Source organism: Novosphingobium sp. AAP83 (assembly GCF_001295795.1).
GTDB lineage: Bacteria > Pseudomonadota > Alphaproteobacteria > Sphingomonadales > Sphingomonadaceae > Novosphingobium.
The window spans coordinates 94,166-116,060 of record NZ_LJHY01000004.1; the positions used below are offsets into that span (position 1 = coordinate 94,166).

At 59.4% G+C, this 21,895-nt stretch carries 18 protein-coding genes; 7 read left to right on the plus strand and 11 right to left on the minus strand.

What is annotated here, in order from left to right:
* Positions 1-44: 44 nt before the first annotated feature.
* From IP81_RS03380 to IP81_RS03410, 7 genes are all read right to left on the minus strand, one after another.
* Complete coding sequence (locus IP81_RS03380) at positions 45-989, minus strand: Gfo/Idh/MocA family oxidoreductase (protein WP_054106571.1); 945 nt, start codon at positions 987-989, stop codon at positions 45-47.
* A gap of 42 nt (positions 990-1,031) precedes the next feature.
* Positions 1,032-1,427 (minus strand): hypothetical protein, encoded by a 396-nt coding sequence (locus IP81_RS03385; protein WP_054106572.1) that lies wholly within the window; start codon positions 1,425-1,427, stop codon positions 1,032-1,034.
* A gap of 81 nt (positions 1,428-1,508) precedes the next feature.
* Positions 1,509-2,348, minus strand: a complete 840-nt coding sequence (locus IP81_RS03390; protein WP_054106573.1) for a class III extradiol dioxygenase subunit beta — start codon at positions 2,346-2,348, stop codon at positions 1,509-1,511.
* Between the two features lies 1 nt (position 2,349).
* Positions 2,350-2,769, minus strand: coding sequence for a protocatechuate 4,5-dioxygenase subunit alpha (ligA, locus tag IP81_RS03395; protein WP_054106574.1), 420 nt, complete (start codon positions 2,767-2,769; stop codon positions 2,350-2,352).
* Positions 2,766-3,791, minus strand: a complete 1,026-nt coding sequence (locus tag IP81_RS03400) for an amidohydrolase family protein (RefSeq protein ID WP_054106575.1) — start codon at positions 3,789-3,791, stop codon at positions 2,766-2,768. The genes ligA and IP81_RS03400 overlap by 4 nt, the downstream gene beginning before the upstream one ends.
* Positions 3,788-4,609, minus strand: coding sequence for an NAD(P)-dependent oxidoreductase (locus IP81_RS03405; protein WP_054106576.1), 822 nt, complete (start codon positions 4,607-4,609; stop codon positions 3,788-3,790). Before IP81_RS03405 ends, IP81_RS03400 begins: the two co-directional genes overlap by 4 nt.
* A 752-nt stretch (positions 4,610-5,361) precedes the next feature.
* The gene (locus IP81_RS03410) at positions 5,362-6,516 is read right to left on the minus strand and encodes a LysR substrate-binding domain-containing protein (RefSeq protein ID WP_054106577.1); all 1,155 of its coding nucleotides are present in this window, start codon (positions 6,514-6,516) and stop codon (positions 5,362-5,364) included.
* A 106-nt stretch (positions 6,517-6,622) separates the two neighbouring features.
* Here IP81_RS03410 and ligK point away from each other — a divergent pair, with 106 nt between their 5' ends.
* From ligK to IP81_RS03435, 5 genes are all read left to right on the plus strand, one after another.
* A complete protein-coding gene (gene ligK / locus IP81_RS03415) occupies positions 6,623-7,297 on the plus strand; it encodes a 4-carboxy-4-hydroxy-2-oxoadipate aldolase/oxaloacetate decarboxylase (protein WP_054106578.1) in 675 nt (224 codons plus the stop codon).
* Positions 7,290-8,348 (plus strand): 4-oxalomesaconate tautomerase, encoded by a 1,059-nt coding sequence (locus IP81_RS03420; RefSeq protein WP_054106579.1) that lies wholly within the window; start codon positions 7,290-7,292, stop codon positions 8,346-8,348. Before ligK ends, IP81_RS03420 begins: the two co-directional genes overlap by 8 nt.
* A 139-nt stretch (positions 8,349-8,487) precedes the next feature.
* Positions 8,488-9,372: an amidohydrolase family protein gene (locus IP81_RS03425; protein WP_054106580.1), complete on the plus strand. Its 885-nt coding sequence runs from the start codon at positions 8,488-8,490 to the stop codon at positions 9,370-9,372.
* Between the two features lie 287 nt (positions 9,373-9,659).
* Positions 9,660-11,543 (plus strand): methyl-accepting chemotaxis protein, encoded by a 1,884-nt coding sequence (locus IP81_RS03430; protein WP_082355936.1) that lies wholly within the window; start codon positions 9,660-9,662, stop codon positions 11,541-11,543.
* 56 nt (positions 11,544-11,599) lie between these two features.
* The gene (locus tag IP81_RS03435) at positions 11,600-11,944 is read left to right on the plus strand and encodes an energy transducer TonB (protein ID WP_054106581.1); all 345 of its coding nucleotides are present in this window, start codon (positions 11,600-11,602) and stop codon (positions 11,942-11,944) included.
* A 79-nt stretch (positions 11,945-12,023) separates the two neighbouring features.
* Here the strand turns inward: IP81_RS03435 and clpB are convergent, their stop codons facing one another.
* Together clpB and IP81_RS03445 are read right to left on the minus strand one after the other, a co-directional pair.
* Complete coding sequence (gene clpB, locus IP81_RS03440; RefSeq protein ID WP_054106582.1) at positions 12,024-14,603, minus strand: ATP-dependent chaperone ClpB; 2,580 nt, start codon at positions 14,601-14,603, stop codon at positions 12,024-12,026.
* A gap of 261 nt (positions 14,604-14,864) precedes the next feature.
* Entirely contained in the window at positions 14,865-16,484 is a 1,620-nt protein-coding gene (locus IP81_RS03445; protein WP_054106744.1) for a M28 family metallopeptidase, read from the minus strand.
* Between the two features lie 209 nt (positions 16,485-16,693).
* On the opposite strand from IP81_RS03445, the gene IP81_RS03450 reads away from it, so the two are divergent.
* Both IP81_RS03450 and IP81_RS03455 read left to right on the plus strand, forming a co-directional pair.
* Positions 16,694-19,564, plus strand: a complete 2,871-nt coding sequence (locus IP81_RS03450; protein ID WP_054106745.1) for a pitrilysin family protein — start codon at positions 16,694-16,696, stop codon at positions 19,562-19,564.
* Positions 19,565-19,667: 103 nt separating this feature from the next.
* Positions 19,668-19,964: a hypothetical protein gene (locus tag IP81_RS03455; RefSeq protein ID WP_054106583.1), complete on the plus strand. Its 297-nt coding sequence runs from the start codon at positions 19,668-19,670 to the stop codon at positions 19,962-19,964.
* Between the two features lie 45 nt (positions 19,965-20,009).
* Here the strand turns inward: IP81_RS03455 and gatB are convergent, their stop codons facing one another.
* Together gatB and IP81_RS03465 are read right to left on the minus strand one after the other, a co-directional pair.
* Positions 20,010-21,509 (minus strand): Asp-tRNA(Asn)/Glu-tRNA(Gln) amidotransferase subunit GatB, encoded by a 1,500-nt coding sequence (gatB, locus tag IP81_RS03460; protein ID WP_054106584.1) that lies wholly within the window; start codon positions 21,507-21,509, stop codon positions 20,010-20,012.
* On the minus strand, positions 21,496-21,894 hold the full coding sequence (locus IP81_RS03465) for a hypothetical protein (RefSeq protein WP_157573062.1): 399 nt from the start codon (positions 21,892-21,894) through the stop codon (positions 21,496-21,498). The genes gatB and IP81_RS03465 overlap by 14 nt, the downstream gene beginning before the upstream one ends.
* Between the last annotated feature and the right edge of the window lies 1 nt (position 21,895).

Sequence of the window (21,895 nt, forward strand, 5' to 3'; positions counted from 1 at the left end):
CTTGCGGGAGGGGTCGGGGGTGGGCAGTCACGCCGCCCGCAAAATCACCCAGCCGCCAGTTGCTTCTCCAGCTCGCCCAGCACGCGATAGCAATCCAGCACTTGCGCCACCGAGCTGTTCGGCTCGCGCCCCTCGCGGATCGCCGCAATGAACTCGCGGTCCTGCAATTCGATGCCGTTCATCGATACATCGACGTTCGAAACGTCAATCGGCTCTTCCTTGCCGTTCACCAGATCATCATAGCGCGCGATGTAGGTCGCGGTATCACCGATATAGCGGAAGAACGTGCCCAGCGGCCCATCGTTGTTGAACGAAAGCGAAAGCGTGCAAATCGCGCCCGTCTCGCTCTTCAACTGGATCGACATGTCCATCGCGATGCCCAGCTCCGGATGGATCGGGCCTTCCACCGCATTGGCCTTGACGATCTTGCCCGCCTGATAGGCAAACAGATCAACCGTGTGCGCAGCGTGATGCCACAACAGGTGATCGGTCCATGAACGCGCCTCACCCTTGGCGTTCATGTTCTTGCGACGGAAGAAATAGGTCTGCACATCCATCTGCTGGATGTTGAATTCGCCGCCCGTGATCTTGTTGTGCACATATTGGTGCGAAGGATTGAAGCGGCGGGTGTGGCCAACCATGCACACTTTGCCGGTTTCCTTCTGCACGCGCAGCACTTCTTCGGAATCCGCCCAGCTATCGGCCAGCGGGATTTCCACCTGCACATGCTTGCCCGCCTTCATGCAGGCAATGGCTTGGGCAGCGTGCATCTGCGTTGGCGTGCACAGGATCACCGCGTCCACATCATCGCGCGCCAGCGCTTCTTCCAGCTCGGTGCCGGAATGCTTGGCACCATACTTTTCCGCCACAGCTGCGGCCTGTTCCGCACGGCGGCTGATGATCGAGGTGATTTCCACACCGTCGATGTTCTTCAAACCATCAAGATGCTTTTCGCCGAACGCGCCGGCACCAGCAAGGGCAATACGCATGGGATACTCCATTCCTATCCTGCGGCGCCCTTGATGGGCGCCTTAAGTGACCAATTCGGCTTCAACCTCGTACCGCTCAACCAAGTCCAGCATCATCGCCTTGAAGTCTTGAAAGCCGGCGTCAACCTGATTGAGTGAGGTGATATAAGCTGGATCATCAAAAACTATCGCTTCGAGCGGGAACTGCACCTGATGCCGTGCAATTCGTGCCCGACACGCCTCGAACGTCGTCTGCAACACTTGTGCATCCTCGGCCCTCATTTCCAGATCGTCCTGCGCCAGCTTAACCATTTCCGTTAGGCATAGCCCAAGCTGGCGGCGATACGATCCATAGTCCTCTTCCCAGCCTTCATGGCGTAAATCACCAACTTGCCGTACCTTTGATGCAAGTCTGACCATTTCCTCCAAAACAGCGATAAGCAGCAAATGCTTGATCATGACGCTTTCCTTTCGTTTCGACCAATCAGGCCGAAGGGTTTTTCCCCAAGGTGAGCGTCAGTCACAGACATTTAGGAAACCCTAATCAGGTACTAGGACAATGTGTCCGATTGCCGTGTTGCTGCACGGAATATGATAGTGCCGGTTCAGTTTCTTAACCTTCGCACCCAGCGCGCCGCGCATGATCAGCCACATGACCATCTCGATTCCCTCGCTGCCGGTTTCGCGCAAATACTCAATGTGCGGAATCAGCCGAACTTCGTCGCTATTTGACTCCAACATGTCCAGAAACTTGTTGTCCCATTCGCGATTGAGGAGGCCCGCACGTGGCCCTTGCAACTGGTGGCTCATCCCGCCGGTGCCCCAGATCTGCACATTGAGGTCTTCAGGGAAGCTTTCCACCGCGCGTGCAATGGCCTCGCCCAGCGCCCAGCAGCGGTTGCCCGATGGCACAGGGTAGGTCACCACGTTCACCGCCAGCGGCACAACCTTGCACGGCCACGCCTCGGGCTGGCCGAACATCATCGAAAGCGGCACGGTAAGCCCGTGATCGACGTCCATTTCGTTAATGATCGTCATGTCGAAATCGTCGAGGATCAGGCTTTGCGCAATGTGCCAGGCAAGATCGGCATGGCCTTCCACGTCCGGCACAGGGCGCGGGCCCCAGCCTTCGTCGGCAGACTTGTAACGCTCGCCACACCCGATCGCGAACGTCGGGATGATGTTGGCATCAAATGCCGATGCGTGATCGTTATAAACCAGGATCACCACATCGGGCTTTTCCTGTTTTTCCCATTCGCGGGTCCAGTCATAGCCTGCAAAGATCGGGCCGAAATAATCGTCGCGGCTCTTGCCCTGATCAACGGCAACACCCAGCAGCGGAACATGGCTGGAACCAACGCCAGCGGTAATGCGGGCCATATCAGTAGCCTCCCTTGATCGATCGGTTGCCGATGGCCGAACGGCCGCCATCCAGCATCATCTGGCGGTATTCCGGCCAGGTCATGTCGGTCATCGTGCTGACCGCTTCTGCAAATGGCAGGCCGTCGGCAGAAAACAGCTTCGACAGGAAGTATACGTTGCCGCCCAAATCCAGCAGCGTGTTGTAATCACGCGCCAGCAAAGCCTGCTTGGCTTCTTCCGAGATGTTCCATTCATCCAGATATGCGCGTTGGTCCGCTTTAAAGCGTTCGCGGTTTTCGGCCTTCATCAGGCTCATCGCGAACTGGTTGATCCAATATCCCTTGCGCGCGCGCGCAGCGGTATAAACACGCGTGCCCGGAATATCGTCCAGCTCGGCCAAATATTCGTGGATGTTCTGTTTAGGCACAGCTTCGCTCACAGGCCCCTCTCCTTCAGCTTGGCATCAAGGCGCGGGAACACCCGGCGGGCGTTGCCCTCGAAAATGGCATGGCGTTCAGCGTCAGAGATATCCAGCGCATCAACATAGCGCTTGGTATCGTCGAAATAAAAGCCGGTGGTGGGATCGATCCCGCGCACCGCTCCCACCATTTCGCTGCCGAACAGGATATTCTTGTTATCGATCACATCCGCCAGCAGATCGATGCCCGGCTGGTGATAGACACACGTATCGAAGAACACGTTTTTCATCAGGTGCGTATCAAGACCCGGCTTCTTCAGCATATCGGCAAGGCCGCGATAACGTCCCCAGTGATAAGGCACCGCGCCGCCACCATGCGGAATGATGAAACGCAAGGTCGGGAATTTGCTGAACAGATCGCCTTCCAGCAATTGCATGAACGCGATGGTATCGGCCGCAATATAGTACCCGCCGGTTGCGTGCATCGCCGGGTTGCACGATCCCGATACGTGGATCATCGCCGGCACATCCAGTTCCACCATCTTTTCATAGATCGGGAACCAGTATTCATCGGTCAGCGGCGGATGGGTAAAGCGCCCACCACCCGGATCGGGGTTCAAGTTGCAACCGATAAAGCCAAGCTCATTCACGCAGCGCTCAAGCTCTACAATGGAACTCGCCAGATCGGCTTCGGGCGATTGCGGCAACATGCACACGCCCGCAAAGATATCGGGATAAAGGCCCACAACGCGCGCAATCAGATTGTTGCAAGCCTGCGCCCACTTCACCGCCACGGTCTGATCGCCCACATGCGGGGCCATCGCCGATGCGCGGGGGGAAAAGATCGTCATGTCCGCGCCGCGCTCTTTCAGCAGGCGCAACTGGTTCGATTCAATCGTCTCGCGGATCTCGTCATCCGAAATCTCGGGATAAGGCGGGCACTCGGTCCCCGCCTTGAACGCCGCCTTCTGCTTCTCGCGCCATTCATCATGCGCTTTTGGCAGCACAGTATAATGGCCGTGGCAGTCGATGATCATGGTCATGCGACTTCAGTCCTCTCAAGTTTGAAATCTATGGCTTTTCCAGCCTGCTCTCGCTGGCGTTTTACAGTGCCGCTGGTCATCAATGGATCAATACCCAGCCCAATCAGCGTCTTGGCAGACTCTTCCATTTCCGCCGCGCGCCGAAGCCCATGCGTCGTCATCCGCTCAACATTGTATTCCGCACGCACAAACCAGCTATCGCTCTTCTCGCTGGCATCCAGCGAAGACAGCACCTCATCCACCACATCCGCCCGCGTTGCCGCCAGCATCATTTCTGCCGTCAGCGCTTCGATGCCTTTGACCATGATCGAACGGATCATCTTGATCGCGCTGGCACGGCCAATGTCATCACCCACAACCCGCGTCTTGGTAAAGCCCGCCGCGCGCAGCATCGCTTCGGCCTGGCCTGCATGCTCACCCGAAAGCAGCAGCGGCACATTCATCCGCGCGGGATTGACCGGCGCGAGCACCGCCACATCCACGTAGCGCCCGCCCGCCGCCTCAACGGCCCGCGCCGCATCGCGCTTGGTATCAGGCGCCACCGAATTCATATCGCACCAGACTGCACCCGGCTTCAGCAAGGCGGCATAGTCCTGCGCCACTGGCAGCGCGGAATCTGCCGTGACCAGACAAAGCACGATATCGGCATCAGACAGCGCGCATTCCGCCGTCGCACAAGCCACAACGCCAGCCTCTTCCATCACCGCGCGGCGGGCCGGATTGATGTCAAACGCCAGCGCCAAAGCTTCCCACCCTGCCGCTTTGGCAAAAGTAGACCCGGCCTCACCGAAGCCAATCAAGGCGATTGTGCGTTCCATAATGCACGGTCCTGCGTCGCCAATCCCGCCCCCGCAAATGCAAAGACAGCCAAAGCCATAAATTTTTGCAAAGCTTGGTGGAAAACAGCACCATCGGCGACCCCAACCAACCACTCCCGCCTGCGGCAGGGGAGCGAGACTTAATGAGCCAAAGGCGAATTTAGTCGCAGCGGGGTAGGCGCTCCGGCATTGCAACGAAGTGCATGCTTGAGAGGTTGCAGATTTCGCGCAGAGACGCAGAGAAAAAGGTAAGACGCAGAGATGTACCGCAGGCCGCAATGCCACCCCCCAATCCAACCTCGCACCAGCCGCAACGACCCGAACGAATGGGCGGCTTCGCCGTAAAACCCACCCCCTCCGCGTCTCAACTTGTTCTCTGCGCCTCTACGTGAAATCCGCCACTCCCTCTCGTCCCGCGCCTGTCGAACGAGCAAAAGCAAACCACTCCCGTTTACGGGAGGGGAGCGAAACTTAATGAGCCAAAGGCGAATTTAGTCGCAGCGGGGTGGGCACTCCAACGCTGCAAAAACACACACGTCAATGCGGTTCCAGATTTCACGCAGAGACGCAGAGAAGAAGGTAAGACGCAGAGATGTACCGCAGGCCGCAAGGCCACTCCCAATCCAACCTCCCACCAGCCGCAACAAATTGAATCAAAAGGCGGCTTCGCCGTAAAACCCGCCCCCTCCGCGTCTCCACTTCTTCTCCGCGCCTCTGCGTGAAACCCCTTCCTTAATCCAAAGCCAGCAAATTCAATCAAACCCCTCACCCGCAACCTGCCGCAAAATCCCCAAAAAAGCCTCCTGCGGCCCCGTCGGTCGCCACCCCTCGCGCGAAGTCACGCCAATAGTGCGCGTCACCGGAACCGGCGTTGGCCGCGTCACCAACACCCCCGCCTGCAATTCCACCGCCAATTGCGCCGCCGAAAGCAGCGCAAGCGCCTCGGAACCCAACAGCAATTGCCGCACGGTCAGCACCGAACCGCATTCGATGGCTACATGCGGCGGCTCAGCCCCTGCCTCCCGCATCATGTCCTCCCAGTATTGCCGCAACGGCGTATCGCGCGCCGGCAATATCCACGGAAACTCGGCCAACCTCGCGCCGGTTACACTGGCCTCACCCCACAGCGGGTGTCCAGCCCGCATCACCAATGTGGGCTGGTCCTCGAACACCGCCTCTTGCCGCAAATCGTCCAGCACTGCGGCCTCGCGCAACGCGCCCAGCATCAGGTCAATCTCGCCATCGCGCAAAGGCCCCGCCAGTTCGGCATGACTCCCTTCCATCACCGCCACGTCCACACCGGGATGCGCCTTGGTGAAGCGCAGGATCGTTTCGGGCAACCACCGCGCCCGGCTCAGCGGCATCGCCCCCACCACGATGCGCCCCGCTGCCTTGCCCTGCCACGCCGCCACTTCGGCAAAGCCGCTGCGCAATTCCGCCATGGCCAGGCCAAACCCGCGCGCGCGCCGCTCTCCGGCGGGCGTCAGCATGATGGATCGCCCGCGCCGGTCCACCAGCCGCTGCCCCAGCGCCACCGACAAATCCCCCACCGCGCGATGCAATGATGCCGATGAAAGCCCCGTCGCCTCTGCGGCCACGGCATAACTGCCCGCACGCGCCAGCGCCAGAAACGCGCGCACTTGCGTCCCCGTCACGCGTGGGCTGCCCACTTGCGCAATCGCCGCTTCGGCGCGCGGCGCAAACAGCAGCGCCGGTTCGGTCGGCGTCATCCCCGCTGGCCCGCGCGCAAACAGCGAACAGCCAAGGTCCGCCTCCAATCTGGCGATCGCTTGCGTCAGCGCGGGCTGCGTCAGGTTCACCGCCCGCGATGCCCGCGTCACGCTCCCGTGGCGCACCGTCGCGGCAAAGGCGGCGATGTGTCGGATATTGATTGCAGGTTCGGTCACTCTCCAACACTTAGCATTTCCTTATGGGAAAGTGCAAACATTGCATTGGCTGGCAAAGACCTCCCCCCGCATGTGTTTCATCAACTAACGCGCAAGGAACCCGCCAATGTCAGGTATCGTCGTCCAGAACATCGACCGCGCCGATCAAGCCGTGATCGACGGCCTCGCCGCCTGCGGCGTCGCCACGGTGCATGAATCTCAGGGCCGCACCGGCCTCCTCGCCAGCTACATGCGCCCGATCTATACCGGCGCCCGCATCGCCGGCAGCGCCGTCACGATCAGCGCGGCCCCGGGCGATAACTGGATGGTCCACGTCGCCATCGAACAATTGAAGCCCAGCGACATCCTCGTCCTCGCCCCCACCTCCCCGTGCGAGGATGGCTACTTCGGCGATCTCCTCGCCACATCGGCCCAGGCCCGCGAATGCCGTGGCCTGATCATCGACGCAGGTGTGCGCGATGTCCGCGATCTCACCGAAATGCAGTTCCCCGTCTGGTCCAAGGCGGTCTTCGCCCAAGGCACGGTCAAGAACACATTGGGCAGCGTCAACATCCCCGTCATCTGCGCAGGCGCGCTGGTAAACCCCGGCGATGTGATCGTGGCCGATGATGACGGCGTCTGCGTGGTCCCGCGCGAAAAGGCCGCCGAAGTCCTCGCCGCCGCCCAAGCCCGCGAAGCCAACGAAGGCGACAAACGCAAGAAACTGGCAGAAGGCGTTCTCGGCCTCGACATGTATAAGATGCGCGAACGGCTGGAGAAGGAAGGCCTCAAGTATGTCTGATTTTTCCGCCGCCTGCATGTGGATGCGCGGCGGCACATCCAAGGGCGGATACTTCCTGAAAGACGATCTGCCCGCCGATATTGCCGCGCGCGATGCCTTCCTGCTCGGCGTGATGGGCAGCCCCGATCCCGTCCAGATCGATGGCATGGGCGGGGCCGATCCCTTGACCAGCAAAGTCGCGGTCGTGTCCAAATCAAGCCGGGACGGCATCGATGTCGATTATCTGTTCCTGCAAGTCTTCGTCGATCAGGCCATCGTCACCGACGCGCAGAATTGCGGCAATATCCTCGCAGGCGTCGGCCCCTTCGCGATTGAACGCGGACTGGTCGCTGCCAGAGGCGATGAAACCCGCGTGGCGATCTTCATGGAAAACACCGGGCAAGTTGCCGTGGCATCGGTGGCAACACCCGGCGGGACGGTGACTTATCAGGGCGAGGCCGCGATTGATGGCGTGCCCGGCACCCATGCACCCGTACCGCTGGAATTCCGCGACACCGCGGGCTCTTCCTGCGGCGCGCTGCTGCCTACCGGCAATGCGGTGGACATCGTGAACGGCGTGGCCGTGACGCTGATCGACAACGGCATGCCCTGCGTGGTGATGAAGGCCGCTGACCTCGGCATCACCGGCTATGAAGACCGCGATTGGCTCGACAATGCGGCTGACTTGAAAGTACAGATCGAAGCGATCCGCCTAATCGTCGGCCCGATGATGAATTTGGGCGACGTGAAGGACAAATCGGTCCCCAAGATGATGCTCGTCGCCCCGCCCAAGAACGGCGGCGCGGTGACGGTGCGCAGCTTCATCCCGCACCGCGCGCACGCCACCATCGGCGTGCTGGGTGCAGTCAGCGTGGCCACGGCGTGCTTGATTGCGGGATCGCCAGCGGCGGAAGTCGCCGAAGTTCCCGATGGGCCGCGCAAGACGCTCTCGGTAGAGCACCCCACCGGCGAAATGAGCTGCGTACTGCAAGTGGATGATAGCGGCGCGGTTGAGACTGCTGCCCTGCTGCGCACCGCGCGCAAACTGATGGATGGCGTGGTGTTCGGGTAAAACCCTCACCCGTCCTGCTCCCTGTCCTTCGTCATTCCCGCGAAGGCGGGAATCCAGCAAGCGGCAGACGCAGCGCTGGGTACACTGGGTCCCCGCCTTCGCGGGGATGACAAAGGCAAGAATGCAAGGAACAGACCACATGACCGACCGCATCACCAGCTGGCATTCCAACCCGTCCAAGCCCCTCTATGTGCCTCCTGCGGGCGCGGTCGATGCGCACTGCCATGTGTTTGGCCCGATGGCGCAGTTCCCCTTCAGTGCCAAGGCCAAGTACCTGCCGCAGGACGCTGGTCCCGACATGCTGTTTGCCCTGCGCGACCATCTGGGCTTCGACAAGAACGTGATCGTGCAGGCAAGCTGCCATGGCACCGACAATGCCGCAACGCTCGATGCTATCGCCAAGTCCAACGGCCGCGCGCGTGGCGTGGCGGTGGTTGATCCTGCAATCTCCGAAGAGGAATTGCACGCGATGCACGCCGGCGGCATTCGCGGCATCCGCTTCAATTTCCTCAAGCGCCTTGTCGATGATGCGCCCAAGGACAAGTTCCTCGAAGTGGCGCAACGCCTGCCCAAAGGCTGGCACGTGGTAATCTATTTCGAGGCCGATATTCTTGAAGAATTGCGCCCATTCATGGATGCAATCCCGGTGCCGCTGGTGATCGATCACATGGGCCGTCCCGATGTGCGCCAAGGACCGGATGGGGCGGATATGAAGGCCTTTCGCGCATTCCTGAACGCCCGCGACGATATCTGGTTCAAGGCCACCTGCCCTGATCGGTTGGATGCTATCAAGGAAGGCGGCGCGGGCGATCCGTGGAACGCCTTTGCCGATGCGGTTGCGCCGCTGGTAGCCGATTATCAGGACCGCGTTTTGTGGGGCACCGATTGGCCGCACCCCAACATGGAAACCGAAATCCCTGATGACGGTCATTTGGTCGATATGATCCCGCGCATTGCACAGACCGATGAATTGCAGCGCAAGTTGCTTATTGATAATCCGATGAAGCTCTATTGGACCGACTAATCCGTTTTACTGTCATGGGCTTTGGCAAGGCATCTGTGTCTGCGAACATCGCAATGCGCATTATCGGCGCAATAAACTCCTCTATCTTATCGAAGCTTGATGTTCTGTTTACCCTTTAACTTCTCGATCAATCGATATTTTTCAGGTCCCGTTGGTAAGATACAGATAATTTTAGGTTAAAATCCCAAGCCAAGGCGTGCGCGACAATACGGGTAGGCCGCCTTACGCAAGATTCCAGTTCCCTTGATAGAAAAGGCAACGTTCCGCCTGGCCTTCGGGGAGTAACGATGTTCAAATTCAACATTTCAGCCAAATTCATTGCTGCGTTTTCACTGTTGTTGGCAGTGATGGGCGGCATGGGATTGTTCGCCATCTCGAAAATCGGCGAGGTTAACGCGATTGCTGCCGAGCAGCGGGACCGCTGGATCCCCTCGGCTGCGACGCTGGGTGATATTCATGCGTTCACCTCACAATATCGCCTCAAGCAAGACGAGATGTTCAATGCCGGTTCGCCCGCAGGCATGGAACGCGGCCAGAAGATGCTCAAAAATGCACGGTCAGCCATCGAAGGTGGGCTTGCCGACTATGAAAAGCTGGCAGCGACCAACGAACAAAAGGCAGCACTCGGCGCCATCCGCGAGGCATGGGGCGTGGCATTGCAGCAGGACGAGCAGATGCAATCGCTTGCTCTGGGCGGCGATCCCGCAGCGGCGCAAGTCATGCATGACTCCGAAGCACTCGACTCATTCTATTCGCTGGAAGACGCGATCCTGGGAGCCATCGAAGTAAACCAGAAGGCATCTGATGCAGTTACCGCGCATAGCGAGCATATCTACGAGTCCGCACGCAAATTTACTTTGGCAGCCATCGCCTTCGGGCTTGTCACAGCGCTCTGCCTGCTTGCCTTCTTCATGCGCAACATTGCCCGCCCTGTTGTGAAGATGTCGGAATCGGTTACCAGCCTCATCAACGGCGACCACGCAGTTCTTATCCCCGGTCTTGGCCGCAAGGACGAGTTGGGCCAACTGGCCCGTGCACTTGATCAATTCCGCGATGTCTTCGCATCGGATCATGCCCGCGCAGAAGCTGAAAACGCCCGCGCCCGCGAAACACAAGTGACGATCGATGCTATTGGCGAAGGCCTTACCGCGCTGGCGGAAGGAAAGCTGACATTACGTGTTCCTGAAAACGGCAGCGGCGCTCTGGCCAAGCTGCATGTGGATTACAACGTCGCAGTCATCTCGCTTGAGCGTGTACTGGGCAAGATTGCTGATGGCTGCAATACGATCCGGTTGGGCACAGATGAAATCGCAAGTGCTGCAACCGATCTGTCTTTGCGCACCGAGCAACAGGCCAATTCGCTGGCGGAAACATCGCGCACGCTTGGCGAATTTACGTCATCGGTGCGGACCACAGCCGATAACGTGAAGCAAACCAGTTCACGGCTGACCGTGGCGCGCAACACGGCTGAAGGCGTGGGCGATACCGCCAACCGTGCAGTTGCCGCGATGCGCAGCATTGAAACCAGCTCTCGCGAGATGGCAGAAATCGTTGGCGTGATTGATGGTATTGCCTTCCAGACCAACCTTCTGGCGCTGAACGCAGGCGTCGAGGCTGCGCGTGCAGGTGACGCAGGCAAGGGCTTTGCCGTGGTCGCCACTGAGGTGCGGGCACTGGCGCAGCGGTCTTCAGATGCCGCCAAATCGATCCGCGAACTGATCAGCAAAAGCACCGACGAGGTGAGCGGCGGCGTCGCGCTGGTGGAATCGAGCGGTGAAGCGTTGCGCCAGATCGTGGCGGAGGTGAGCGCGGTATCAACGCTGGTTGAACAGATTGCAGAAGCCGCCGGACAGCAGGCTGCGGGCATTGCCGATATCTCGGCCATGGTTGGATCGATGGACGCGTTCACCCAGCAGAATGCGGCGATGGTTGAAGAGAGTTCAGCCGGAACGCGCAATCTGGCGACGGAAACCGTGGCGTTAGTCGAACAATTGGGCCGCTTTAAATTGAGCGGAGGTGTAACGCGCATGGCGCCTGCGCACGCCGAAGTGCCCGATGCAGCCTATGCGCCGCCCGCCGTAGGGCATCGCCCGACCCCAGCTGTCCAAACACCAATGGTTATCGGCAACACCGTGCTCAAAAACGATGTTGATGAGTGGGACGAGTTCTAAGTCACTTTCGCAATTTTTGAACTGAAACAACTGCCAAACTTGAAGGAGACACGCTCATGAAAATGATTGGTAAAATTGGTACAGCCTTGACCGCCTTTTCAATGACCCTGACCCCGGCCTTTGCCCAATCGCCCGAGTGGCAGCGCCAGGTTTCGCGGATCATCGCATCGAAGCAGACTTATCCCCGCACCGCGCAAATGCGTGGCGAAGAGGGTACGGCGAAGGTTAAAGTCTTTGTCGGATCTGGCGGCGCGATTGAACGCACCGAACTGGTCGCACCTTCGGGCTCAAGCACACTGGATAAAGAAGCGCTGGCAATGCCGACGCGTGCCGGAACGGTGCCACCGCCTCCGGGCGGCGCGACAACAATCGTTGTGCCCGTAACATGGAAGCTGCTGTGATCTGAAGTTAGCCTCGCCGGCTCCCCTACCGGCGACATCAATGGGGCGGCTCCGCAAGGAACCGCCCCCTTTTTTTGCTTTACGTGACGGCGAATGACAAAGCGCCATCGCCTTCATCAATGGTCACCGTGCTGCCATCGGGGATTTCTCCGGCGAGCAAGCGTTCGGCCAGCGGATCCTGCATATGGCGCTGGACCGCACGCTTCAGCGGCCTTGCGCCATAGACCGGATCATAGCCGACACGGCCCAACCAGCGCTTGGCGGCGTCGGTCAAGGCCAGCGCGATCTTGCGGTCCTTGAGCAGTTTTTGCACCCGCCCCACCTGTATCTCTACAATCGGGGCCATATGCTCATGACCGAGACGGTGGAACAAGATGATCTCGTCCAACCGGTTGAGGAATTCAGGCCGGAAGTGGCCGCGCACGATTTCCATCACTTGCGGCTCCACGCTGGCAACGTCTTGCCCCTCTTCCAGATTGGCAAGGTACTGACTGCCAAGGTTACTGGTGAGGATTATCAACGTATTGGTGAAATCGACCACGCGGCCCTGCCCGTCGGTCAGGCGGCCATCATCGAGCACTTGCAGCAGGACGTTGAACACATCGGAATGCGCCTTCTCCACCTCGTCGAACAGCACGACCTGATAGGGCCGCCTGCGCACCGCTTCGGTCAGAACGCCGCCTTCATCATAGCCAACATAGCCCGGAGGCGCACCGATCAGGCGGCTGACCGAGTGCTTTTCCATGAATTCGGACATATCGATGCGGACCATCGCGCTGTCATCATCAAACAGGAAACCGGCCAGCGCCTTGGTCAATTCGGTTTTGCCCACACCAGTGGGACCAAGGAACAGGAAGCTGCCGAGCGGGCGGTTCGGGTCTTGCAAGCCCGCACGCGCACGTCGCACGGCCTTGGACACGGCGAGTACCGCGTCCTTCTGGCCGATCACGCGCTCACCGATAACGTGCTCCATTTTCAGAAGCTTTTCGCGCTCGCCTTGCAGCATCCGTTCGACAGGCACGCCGGTCCATTTGCTGACGACAGCGGCGATATCATCAGCGTTCACTTCCTCGCGCAGCATCGCGTTCTGGCTCACGCCTTCGGCCTCGGCCAGCTGCTTTTCAAGTTCGGGGATTCGCCCATAGGCAAGCTCGCCCGCCTTGGCCAGATCGCCATTGCGCTGCGCCACTTCCAGTTCGCTGCGGGCGGCGTCAAGCGCTTCCTTGATCTTGCCTTCGGCCGCGATCTTGTCGCGCTCGTTCTGCCAGCGCGTGGTCAATTCCGATGACTGCTGCTCAAGGTTCGCCAGTTCCTCGCGCAGATTGGCCAGACGGTCTTTTGATGCAGCATCGGTCTCCTTGGCGAGCGCCATTTCCTCGATCTTGAGCTGGATGATCTTGCGATCCAGCTTCTCGATTTCCTCGGGCTTGCTCTCCACTTCCATGCGAATGCGGCTGGCGGCCTCATCCATCAGGTCGATGGCTTTGTCCGGCAGAAAACGGTCCGCGATATAGCGGTGCGAAAGCGTGGCTGCGGCAACAATCGCGTTATCGGCAATGCGCACGCCATGGTGCAGCTCATACTTGTCCTTGATCCCGCGCAGGATCGAGATCGTGTCCTCGACCGTAGGCTCGCCCACGAACACCGGCTGGAAGCGGCGCTGAAGTGCGGGGTCTTTCTCGACATGCTTCTGATATTCATCAAGCGTGGTCGCACCGATGCAGTGCAGTTCTCCGCGCGCGAGGGCAGGCTTGAGCAAGTTCGACGCATCCATTGCGCCCTCGCCTTTGCCCGCGCCGATCAGGGTGTGCATCTCGTCGATGAACAGGATGATCTCGCCCTCGGCCCCCTTGACCTCGTCAAGCACGGCCTTGAGGCGTTCTTCGAACTCGCCGCGATATTTGGCGCCCGCGATCAGGCTGCCCATGTCGAGTGACATCAAGCGACGGCCTTTGAGGCTGTCGGGCACATCGCCATTGGCGATACGCAGCGCAAGGCCCTCGGCGATGGCGGTTTTGCCCACGCCGGGTTCGCCGATCAGCGCGGGGTTGTTCTTGGTGCGGCGGGCGAGGATCTGGATGGTGCGGCGGATTTCCTCATCACGCCCGATCACCGGATCAAGCTTGCCATCCCGCGCGGCCTGCGTGAGATCGCGGGCGTATTTCTTCATGGCGTCATAAGCGTTTTCGGCGCTGGCGCTGTCTGCATTGCGGCCACCGCGCAACTCGCTGATCGCAGCCTCCAGCGCTTGGGGCGTGACGTTTGCGGTTTTGAGCGCCTGGCCTGCTCCCGTGGTTGTGGCGAGTGCCAGTGCGACGAGCATCCGCTCGACCGTGACGAAGCTGTCGCCCGATTTGGTGGCGATCTGCTCGGCGGAATCGAGCACACGCACGGCATCATTATCCAGCCCCGGCGTCTGTTGCGCGCCTGATCCGGAAACCGAAGCCAGCTTGCCAAGCGCCTTGTCGACTTCGGCCTGCGCAACGGCGGCGTTGCCACCGGCGCGCTGGATCAAGCCGCTGGCCATGCCCTCGCTGTCCTCCAGCAGGGCCTTGAGGATGTGCTCCGCTGTAATCCGCTGATGGCTCATGCGGATGGCGACGGTCTGGGCGGCTTGCAAAAAGCCCTTGGCGCGATCGGTGAATTTCTCGAGATTCATGGTTCGAGTGACCTCCTGTTGCGCTCAACATGGTGTTACTTATTTGCAACACAAGAGCTGCGCCGACGAAAGTGGTAGAACATGCGATGGAGGGTGGTCGTTGATCTTGCGCAAGACCGGTTCACGCAGAGACGCGGAGAAGGAAGGGAGACGCGAAGGAGTAAGCGTCCGAAGGCCTCCGGCAGCACCACCCTCCAATCTTACCTTTCTCCGCCTCTCCCCTTCTTCCCCGCGCCTCTGCGTGAAACAAAAAAGAAGCGCTTACTTTACCGGAACAGCTGCCTTCGGCGCGCCCGGCGCAAATTCATTGCCGAAGAAGCTGTTTGCGTACCAGCGCGGGCGTTCATCGGCGTTGGCGAGGGTTTGTACGGTGAAGTAATTCACTTTGGCGAAGAGCGCTGCGGCATCCCAGTTGAACGGGAGCTTCAGATCGTCGCTGGGCTGGTGATAATTGTTCTTGAGGAAATCGCGGAAGGCCTTTTCGCCGGGGCCTTCAAAGCCGGTCATCATGAACACGGCGGGCACGCCCTGCTGCACGAAACGATAGTGGTCCGAACGGGTGAACAGGCCTTCTTCGGGCATCGGATCGGGCGAAAGCTTGATCCCGGCTTTGCGTGCAGCTTCGGCCACGACCGGCCCCATTGTCGAATTCTCGGCCCCAAACGCCACGACATCGGAGAACATATAAGTCAGCACCGGCATATCGAAGTTCACGACAGCGACCAGATCGCCTTGCGCCAAAGGATTTCGCGAGAGGTAGTCAGAGCCGATTAGCCCGCCTTCTTCACCTGTAAGCGCGGCAAACAACACCGACCGGCGGGGCTTTTCCCTCGCAATAGCTTTGGCCACTTCGAGCATGGTGGCAACGCCCGAGGCATTGTCCATCGCGCCGTTGTGGAGCTTGTCCTCACCCTTGCCGTGAATGCCGACATGATCGAGATGGGCGGTCATGCCGATAAATTCACTGCCCAGTTTCGCATCACTGCCCGGCAGCATGGCGACGACATTGGCGCTGGTGACATCGGTCCATGCGCTGGCAAACGAAATGCTGGCTGTGCCGGAAAGCGCAAAGCCCTTGGGCCGACCACCCTTCTTATTCGCATCGGCAAGGATTTTGGCCAACGGCTTTTTGGCAGCGGCAAACAGAGGCGCGGCAGCATCGGGATTGAGCGTGACCGATGCCTTGATCCCCGGCGCGCGGCTGAATGCCTTGCCATCAGTGCCGACCCAACCTTTGGACGGGCTCTCGGACATCTCGACCCGCTTTTCCCACGAACGCCGCGCGGTGTCTTCCAATGTGGGCACGGTGATGAGGGCGATTGCGCCGCGCTTCATGGCCATCACGGCTTTATCGGAATTGAGATGCGCGCCAAGTTCACTGGGCGTGCCCTTAGGCGATCCGGTGAGGACGACGACGATCTTCCCCTTCACATCAAGGCCTTTGTAATCATCAAAGCCCAATTCTGGCCGATCAAAGCCAAAGCCTGCAAAGACCATGCCCGCTTCAACGCCCACTCCCGGGTCGGTGAGGCTGGGACGCACCAGCACCTTTGCAGTGTCGGATAGCACCGTTTCATTTCCGCCGAAGCTAAGCGTCAGCTTGGGCGCACCATCAAGAAGCGCCTGACGCACGGTCATTTTCTGGAAAAATGTGCCGTCTGCTGCGGCGGGCTTCAGTCCCATAGCGATGAACTGTGAGGCCACATAGTTGGCGGCAATGTCATACCCACGTGAACCTGTATCGCGGCCTTCCAGCAGATCATCGGCCAGAAAAGTCACATGGGCGCGCACCGACTGTGCATCAAACACCGGATCTTGCGCCCACGCAGAGGTAGCAACAGTTGCGAGCAAAGTGGCGATCAGGGCAGACTTAACGTTCATCATTCTCTCTCGGTTTTTGTGCGCTTGGGGTCCGGGAGAACCTACCCTTAGGCACGGCCCTCTTGCATGTCCGATCTTGGCGGCTAGAAAGTTTCCATACAAACTAATTTTTGGCTACTCTAGCGCAGTTTCATTCAAATGGCTCTGCTCTCAGCCTTCGTTCATCAAAGCGGGCACAATCAATGTGCCGCCATAACTTCGGGAACACCATGCGCCGTCTTCTTTCCGCCAGCCTGCTTGCAATCGCCGCCACCCTTCCTGCCCAGACTGTTGCGCGCGAAGCGCAAGGTCCATCTGCTGCGCCCGCCCCGCTGGCGGAACTCGTCAGCAAAGTGCAGATCCCGTATGAAAGCTTCAAGCTGGACAATGGCCTCACGGTGTTGGTCCACACGGATCGCAAGGCTCCGGTTGTGGCAGTATCAATCTGGTATGCGGTGGGATCGAAGCATGAACCCAAAGGCAAGACCGGCTTTGCGCACTTGTTCGAACATCTGATGTTCAACGGCACCGAAAACGTGCCCGGCGATTTCTTCCAGCCTCTTATGCAAGTGGGTGCAACCGACCTTAACGGGACAACATGGTTTGATCGCACGAACTACTACCAGACCGTGCCCACAGGCGCGCTCGACCTGACGCTGATGATGGAAAGTGACCGTATGGGCCACTTGCTTGGCGCGGTGACGCAGCAGGTGCTCGATAACCAGCGCGGCGTTGTGCAAAACGAAAAGCGGCAAGGCGACAATAACCCCTATGGGATTGTCGAATATGAGCAGCTTGAGAACTTGTACCCACAGGGCCACCCCTATCACCACTCCACCATCGGTTCGATGGCCGATCTGGATTCCGCCAGCCTTGACGACGTGAAGGGCTGGTTCAAAGACAATTACGCGCCCAACAACGCCATCCTTGTGCTGGCCGGCGATGTGGATGCGGTCACCGCCAAAGCCAAAGTGACCAAGTGGTTTGGCGATATTCCATCCGGCCCAGCGGTAAAGCCAGTCAGCGCGCCTGTGCCCACCTTGCCTGCGCCGCTTGCCAAAACGATCAAGGATCAGGTGGCTACCACGCGGATATACCGCCTGTGGGCGGTGCCGGGTCTGGATAACCCCGATTATCTTCCGCTTGAACTGGCAGGATCGGTGCTGGGCGGATTGGCTTCGTCGCGACTGGATGATGCACTGGTCCGCCAACAAAAACTCGCGGTTGCGGTTTCGGCCAATGCGTCGATTTTCGCACAGGCGGGACAATTCGAGGTGATGGCCGATGTAACGCCGGGCCAGGACCCTGCCAAAGTTGCCGCAGCGCTTGATGCCGAAATTGCCAAGTTCATCAAAGAAGGCCCGAACGCGGATGAGATGCTGCGCGCGGCCACATCTGCCACCGCCGGCGAAATTCGCGGGCTTGAAACAACCGGTGGCGGGCACGGCAAAGCGCCCACGCTGGCCGAAGGTTTGCTCTACAACGGCGACCCCCAGCACTATCGCACAGAACTTGCCCGGATTGCCGCGATGCAATCGGGCGAAGTCACGGCTGCCATGCAGAAGTGGCTGACGCGGCCCGTATTCGCGCTGACGGTTGAACCCGGCGCGCGCGAACAAGGCGGCGAAGGGCGTGGCGGCTTCTTCACCAAAGACGCTATGGGCAGGAGCCCCGCCTATTTCCTTGATCCCGAAGCCATGGCCAAAGGTGCGCCGGTTTCCAGCCTTGGCGCAGGCGACCGTTCAAAGCTGCCCGCCGTGGGCGATCTTGCCCCGCTGGACTTCCCCACGATTGAACGCGCTACGTTGAAAAACGGCATTCCCGTGTACTTTGCGCGGCGCACGGCCGTGCCAACCGTATCGGTGCGCGTCAGCTTTGACGCAGGATATGCTGCCGACCCGAAATCCGCCCTCGGCACGCAATCCTTGTTGCTCAACCTGATGGATGAAGGCACGCAAACGCTGGACAGTTCGAGCCTTGCGCGGGCGCAGGAACGCCTGGGTGCCAGCATCCGGCTCTCGGCAAATTCAGACATGACCTCGTTCCAGCTTGATGCGCTGTCGTCCAATCTTGCACCGTCGCTTGGCCTGCTTTCAGACATCGTACTGCATCCGGCGCTCGATGCAGCAGAACTGGAACGCGTGCGCACGCAGCAACTGGCAGGCATTGCGGCAGAGATGAAGAACCCTGCTGCGCTGGCGGGGCGGGTGCTGAATCCTGCGATTTACGGCACACAGTTCCCCTATGCTTTCCCGCCCAGCGGCACGGGCGATCCCGCCGTAGTCAAAACGCTGAAGCGTGATGATCTGGCCGCGTTCCATGCGCGCTGGTTCCGCCCCGATACGGCCCGGATTTTCGTGGTGGGTGATACCACGCTGGATCAGGTGGTGCAGACGCTCAACGGATCGTTTGGCAACTGGAAAGCCAACCGGATGGCGCGTCCAACCAAGGACTTTACCGCGCCGATCCCCGCCCCCAAGGCGCGCATCATTCTGGTCAATCGCCCCGGATCACCGCAATCGTACATCACCGGCGCAAAGGTTATCGATGCCAAGGGCACCGATGACCTACTGGCACTGGGCACCGCAAACGATATTCTGGGCGGAAATTTCCTTGGCCGGATCAACATGAACCTGCGCGAAAACAAGGGCTGGAGCTATGGCACCTACAACGGCGTGACCGAACCGCTAGACCGGATCACGTTCCGCGTGGTCGCGCCGGTGCAAACCGACCGGACCGGCGAAGCCATCGCCGAAATCCGCAAGGAGATCGCCGCGTTTTCAGATGCGAATGGCGTAAAGCCTGAAGAGATGGAATGGTCCACCAAGAGCAGCGCGCGCGAATTGCCGGGAATGTTCGAAACCAGCGGCGCGGTGCTGGAAGGCATGGCCAAGATCGTCAATTACCAGCGCCCCGACGACTATTACGAAACCTTGGCGGCCAAATACGGCAAGATGACCGCAGCCGATGCCGACACGGCGTTCCGATCAAAGATCACGATGGATGGCATGGTCTGGGTTGTGGTGGGTGATGCGGCGAAAGTGAAACCGCAATTGGAGAGCCTTGGCTTGCCAATCGAGGAAGTAGCCGAAGCGAAGTAGGATAGGGCAAGGCCCCCTTCCTTCCACCGGGAGGGGGATTTATCTGCCTTGCCATTTACATGTTTGCAGGTAATTCTGCACACACAATAACGGGAGAGCATCCATGTCCGTATCAGGCAGCTACACTTGCGTTACCAAAACGCCGATGGGCGATCAGACCAGCACTTTCATTGTCAACGCAGATGGCGAAAGCTTCACCGGAAACAACTCCGGCCAAATGGGTTCGATGGACGTCGAAAGCGGCAAGGTTGAGGGCAATACCCTGATCTGGCAGATGAAAATGACCTCACCCATGCCGATGACTCTCGACTGCAAAGCAACCATCGACGGTGACACCCTGACAGGCACGGTAACAGCCGGAATGTTTGGTACGTTCCCGATGGAGGGGACGCGCGCCTGAGGCAGCAAAGGGGAAGGCCTCACGCGCCCTCCCCTTTGAATTTCCTTAAGCCAGCTTTTTCTTCAGCAGTTCATTGATGATCTGCGGGTTGGCTTTGCCTTGCATGGCCTTCATCGTCTGGCCGACGAAGAAGCCGAACAGGGCTTCCTTGCCTGACTTGTACTGCTCGACCTTGTCGCCGTTGTTGGCCAAGATAGTGTCGATGGCAGCTTCGATCGCGCCGGTATCGGTCGTTTGCTTCAACCCATCGCGTTCAACGATCAGGGCCGCGCCATCACCGGTTTCCAGCATCTTTTCGAGCACCTGCTTGGCGATGGAGCCCGAGATTGTGCTGTCGGCCACGAGTGCGAGCAGCTCAGCGCCCGCAGCCGGGCTGATTGGCGAGGTTTCGAGGCTTTTGCCAAGCTTGTTAAGCGCACCGAACAGTTCGGAGATCAGCCAGTTGGCGGCCTGCTTGGCCACATCGGCTTCAGGCTTGTTCGCCTTCGCCGCGGTTTCGGTCAGCAACACTTCGAACCAGCGCGCGGTTTCGACCTCGGCTGTCAGAACACTGGCATTGTAAGCCGAAAGGCCCAGCGCAGTTTCATAGCGCTGGCGCTTGGCATCGGGCAGTTCAGGTAGGCTCGCGCGGCATTCCTCAAGGAACGCATCGTCCAGCACCAGCGGCAGCAGATCGGGATCGGGGAAGTAGCGGTAATCGTGCGCATCTTCCTTTGACCGCATCGAGCGCGTTTCGTTGCGATCCGGATCATAGAGCCGCGTTTCCTGAACGACTTTGCCGCCGTCTTCGATCAGCGCGACCTGACGTTTGGCTTCCTGTTCGACCACGGCCATCACAAAGCGCACCGAGTTGACATTCTTCGTCTCGGTCCGCGTGCCCAGTTCACCGCCCGGCTTGCGCACCGAAACGTTGACGTCGGCGCGCATCGAGCCTTGGTCCATGTTGCCATCGCACGAGCCGACGAAGCGCAGGATCGTGCGCAGCTTCGAGAGGTACGCGCCAGCTTCCGCGGGCGAGCCCATATCGGGACGGCTGACGATTTCCATCAGCGCCACGCCCGAGCGGTTAAGATCGACATAGGACATCGTCGGGTGCTGATCGTGCATCAGTTTGCCCGCGTCCTGCTCCACGTGGATGCGCTCGACCCCGATGGTCTTCTTGGTATCGGGGTTCTTGTCGTCCAACTGGATTTCAATCGCGCCCTCACCCACGATGGGGTGGTAAAGCTGGCTGATCTGGTAACCCTGCGGAAGATCGGCGTAGAAGTAGTTCTTGCGATCAAACCGCGACCATTTGTTGATTTGGGCATTGATCGCCATGCCGGTGCGCACGGCCTGCCGGATGCATTCAAAGTTGGGCACAGGCAGCATGCCGGGCATCGCCGCGTCAACAAGGCTGACTTGCGTGTTCGGCTCAGCCCCGAAGGCCGTGGCTGCGCCGGAAAACAGCTTGGCATTGGTGGTGATCTGCGCATGGACTTCAAGGCCGATCACGACCTCCCACTCGCCGGTGTCGCCCTGGATACGATAACTACTCACCTTCATTCCTCTTCACGAGCATTGCGGGCACCATTGTTAGTGCCTCCACGGCCCACACGGTGAGCCATACAGCAAGAATGATCTGGAGAATTCTGCCATCAATCCCCAGTTCGACTGCATAAGAGATTGAAGCGAAACCGCTTACTATTCCGAATACGAGATAGATTAGAGCAATTTTCACGCTACCTCTGTGGAACCGGTCACCACTTGCGAAAACAGCACCTATTGCCCAAATTAAGCAAATTAGCAGACCAGCGAAATCTGAATATTTATCCTGAACCACCCCGAATTGCGTTATTCCAAAGCCAAGATAACCACCAAGAATACCTCCTAGGACAGTATTCGCAGCATCACGAGCTTCAATCCACATATCATTCGGCGACGGTCCCATT

What these genes read in the sequence shown, in the direction of transcription:
- IP81_RS03380 (WP_054106571.1), bottom strand. Translation starts at nt 989, where the DNA reads ATGCGTATTGCCCTTGCTGGTGCCGGCGCGTTCGGCGAAAAGCATCTT.
- IP81_RS03385 (WP_054106572.1), bottom strand. Translation starts at nt 1,427, where the DNA reads ATGATCAAGCATTTGCTGCTTATCGCTGTTTTGGAGGAAATGGTCAGA.
- IP81_RS03390 (WP_054106573.1), bottom strand. Translation starts at nt 2,348, where the DNA reads ATGGCCCGCATTACCGCTGGCGTTGGTTCCAGCCATGTTCCGCTGCTG.
- IP81_RS03400 (WP_054106575.1), bottom strand. Translation starts at nt 3,791, where the DNA reads ATGACCATGATCATCGACTGCCACGGCCATTATACTGTGCTGCCAAAA.
- IP81_RS03405 (WP_054106576.1), bottom strand. Translation starts at nt 4,609, where the DNA reads ATGGAACGCACAATCGCCTTGATTGGCTTCGGTGAGGCCGGGTCTACT.
- ligK (WP_054106578.1), top strand. Translation starts at nt 6,623, where the DNA reads ATGTCAGGTATCGTCGTCCAGAACATCGACCGCGCCGATCAAGCCGTG.
- IP81_RS03420 (WP_054106579.1), top strand. Translation starts at nt 7,290, where the DNA reads ATGTCTGATTTTTCCGCCGCCTGCATGTGGATGCGCGGCGGCACATCC.
- IP81_RS03425 (WP_054106580.1), top strand. Translation starts at nt 8,488, where the DNA reads ATGACCGACCGCATCACCAGCTGGCATTCCAACCCGTCCAAGCCCCTC.
- IP81_RS03430 (WP_082355936.1), top strand. Translation starts at nt 9,660, where the DNA reads ATGTTCAAATTCAACATTTCAGCCAAATTCATTGCTGCGTTTTCACTG.
- IP81_RS03435 (WP_054106581.1), top strand. Translation starts at nt 11,600, where the DNA reads ATGAAAATGATTGGTAAAATTGGTACAGCCTTGACCGCCTTTTCAATG.
- clpB (WP_054106582.1), bottom strand. Translation starts at nt 14,603, where the DNA reads ATGAATCTCGAGAAATTCACCGATCGCGCCAAGGGCTTTTTGCAAGCC.
- IP81_RS03445 (WP_054106744.1), bottom strand. Translation starts at nt 16,484, where the DNA reads ATGAACGTTAAGTCTGCCCTGATCGCCACTTTGCTCGCAACTGTTGCT.
- IP81_RS03450 (WP_054106745.1), top strand. Translation starts at nt 16,694, where the DNA reads ATGCGCCGTCTTCTTTCCGCCAGCCTGCTTGCAATCGCCGCCACCCTT.
- IP81_RS03455 (WP_054106583.1), top strand. Translation starts at nt 19,668, where the DNA reads ATGTCCGTATCAGGCAGCTACACTTGCGTTACCAAAACGCCGATGGGC.
- gatB (WP_054106584.1), bottom strand. Translation starts at nt 21,509, where the DNA reads ATGAAGGTGAGTAGTTATCGTATCCAGGGCGACACCGGCGAGTGGGAG.
- IP81_RS03465 (WP_157573062.1), bottom strand. Translation starts at nt 21,894, where the DNA reads ATGGGACCGTCGCCGAATGATATGTGGATTGAAGCTCGTGATGCTGCG.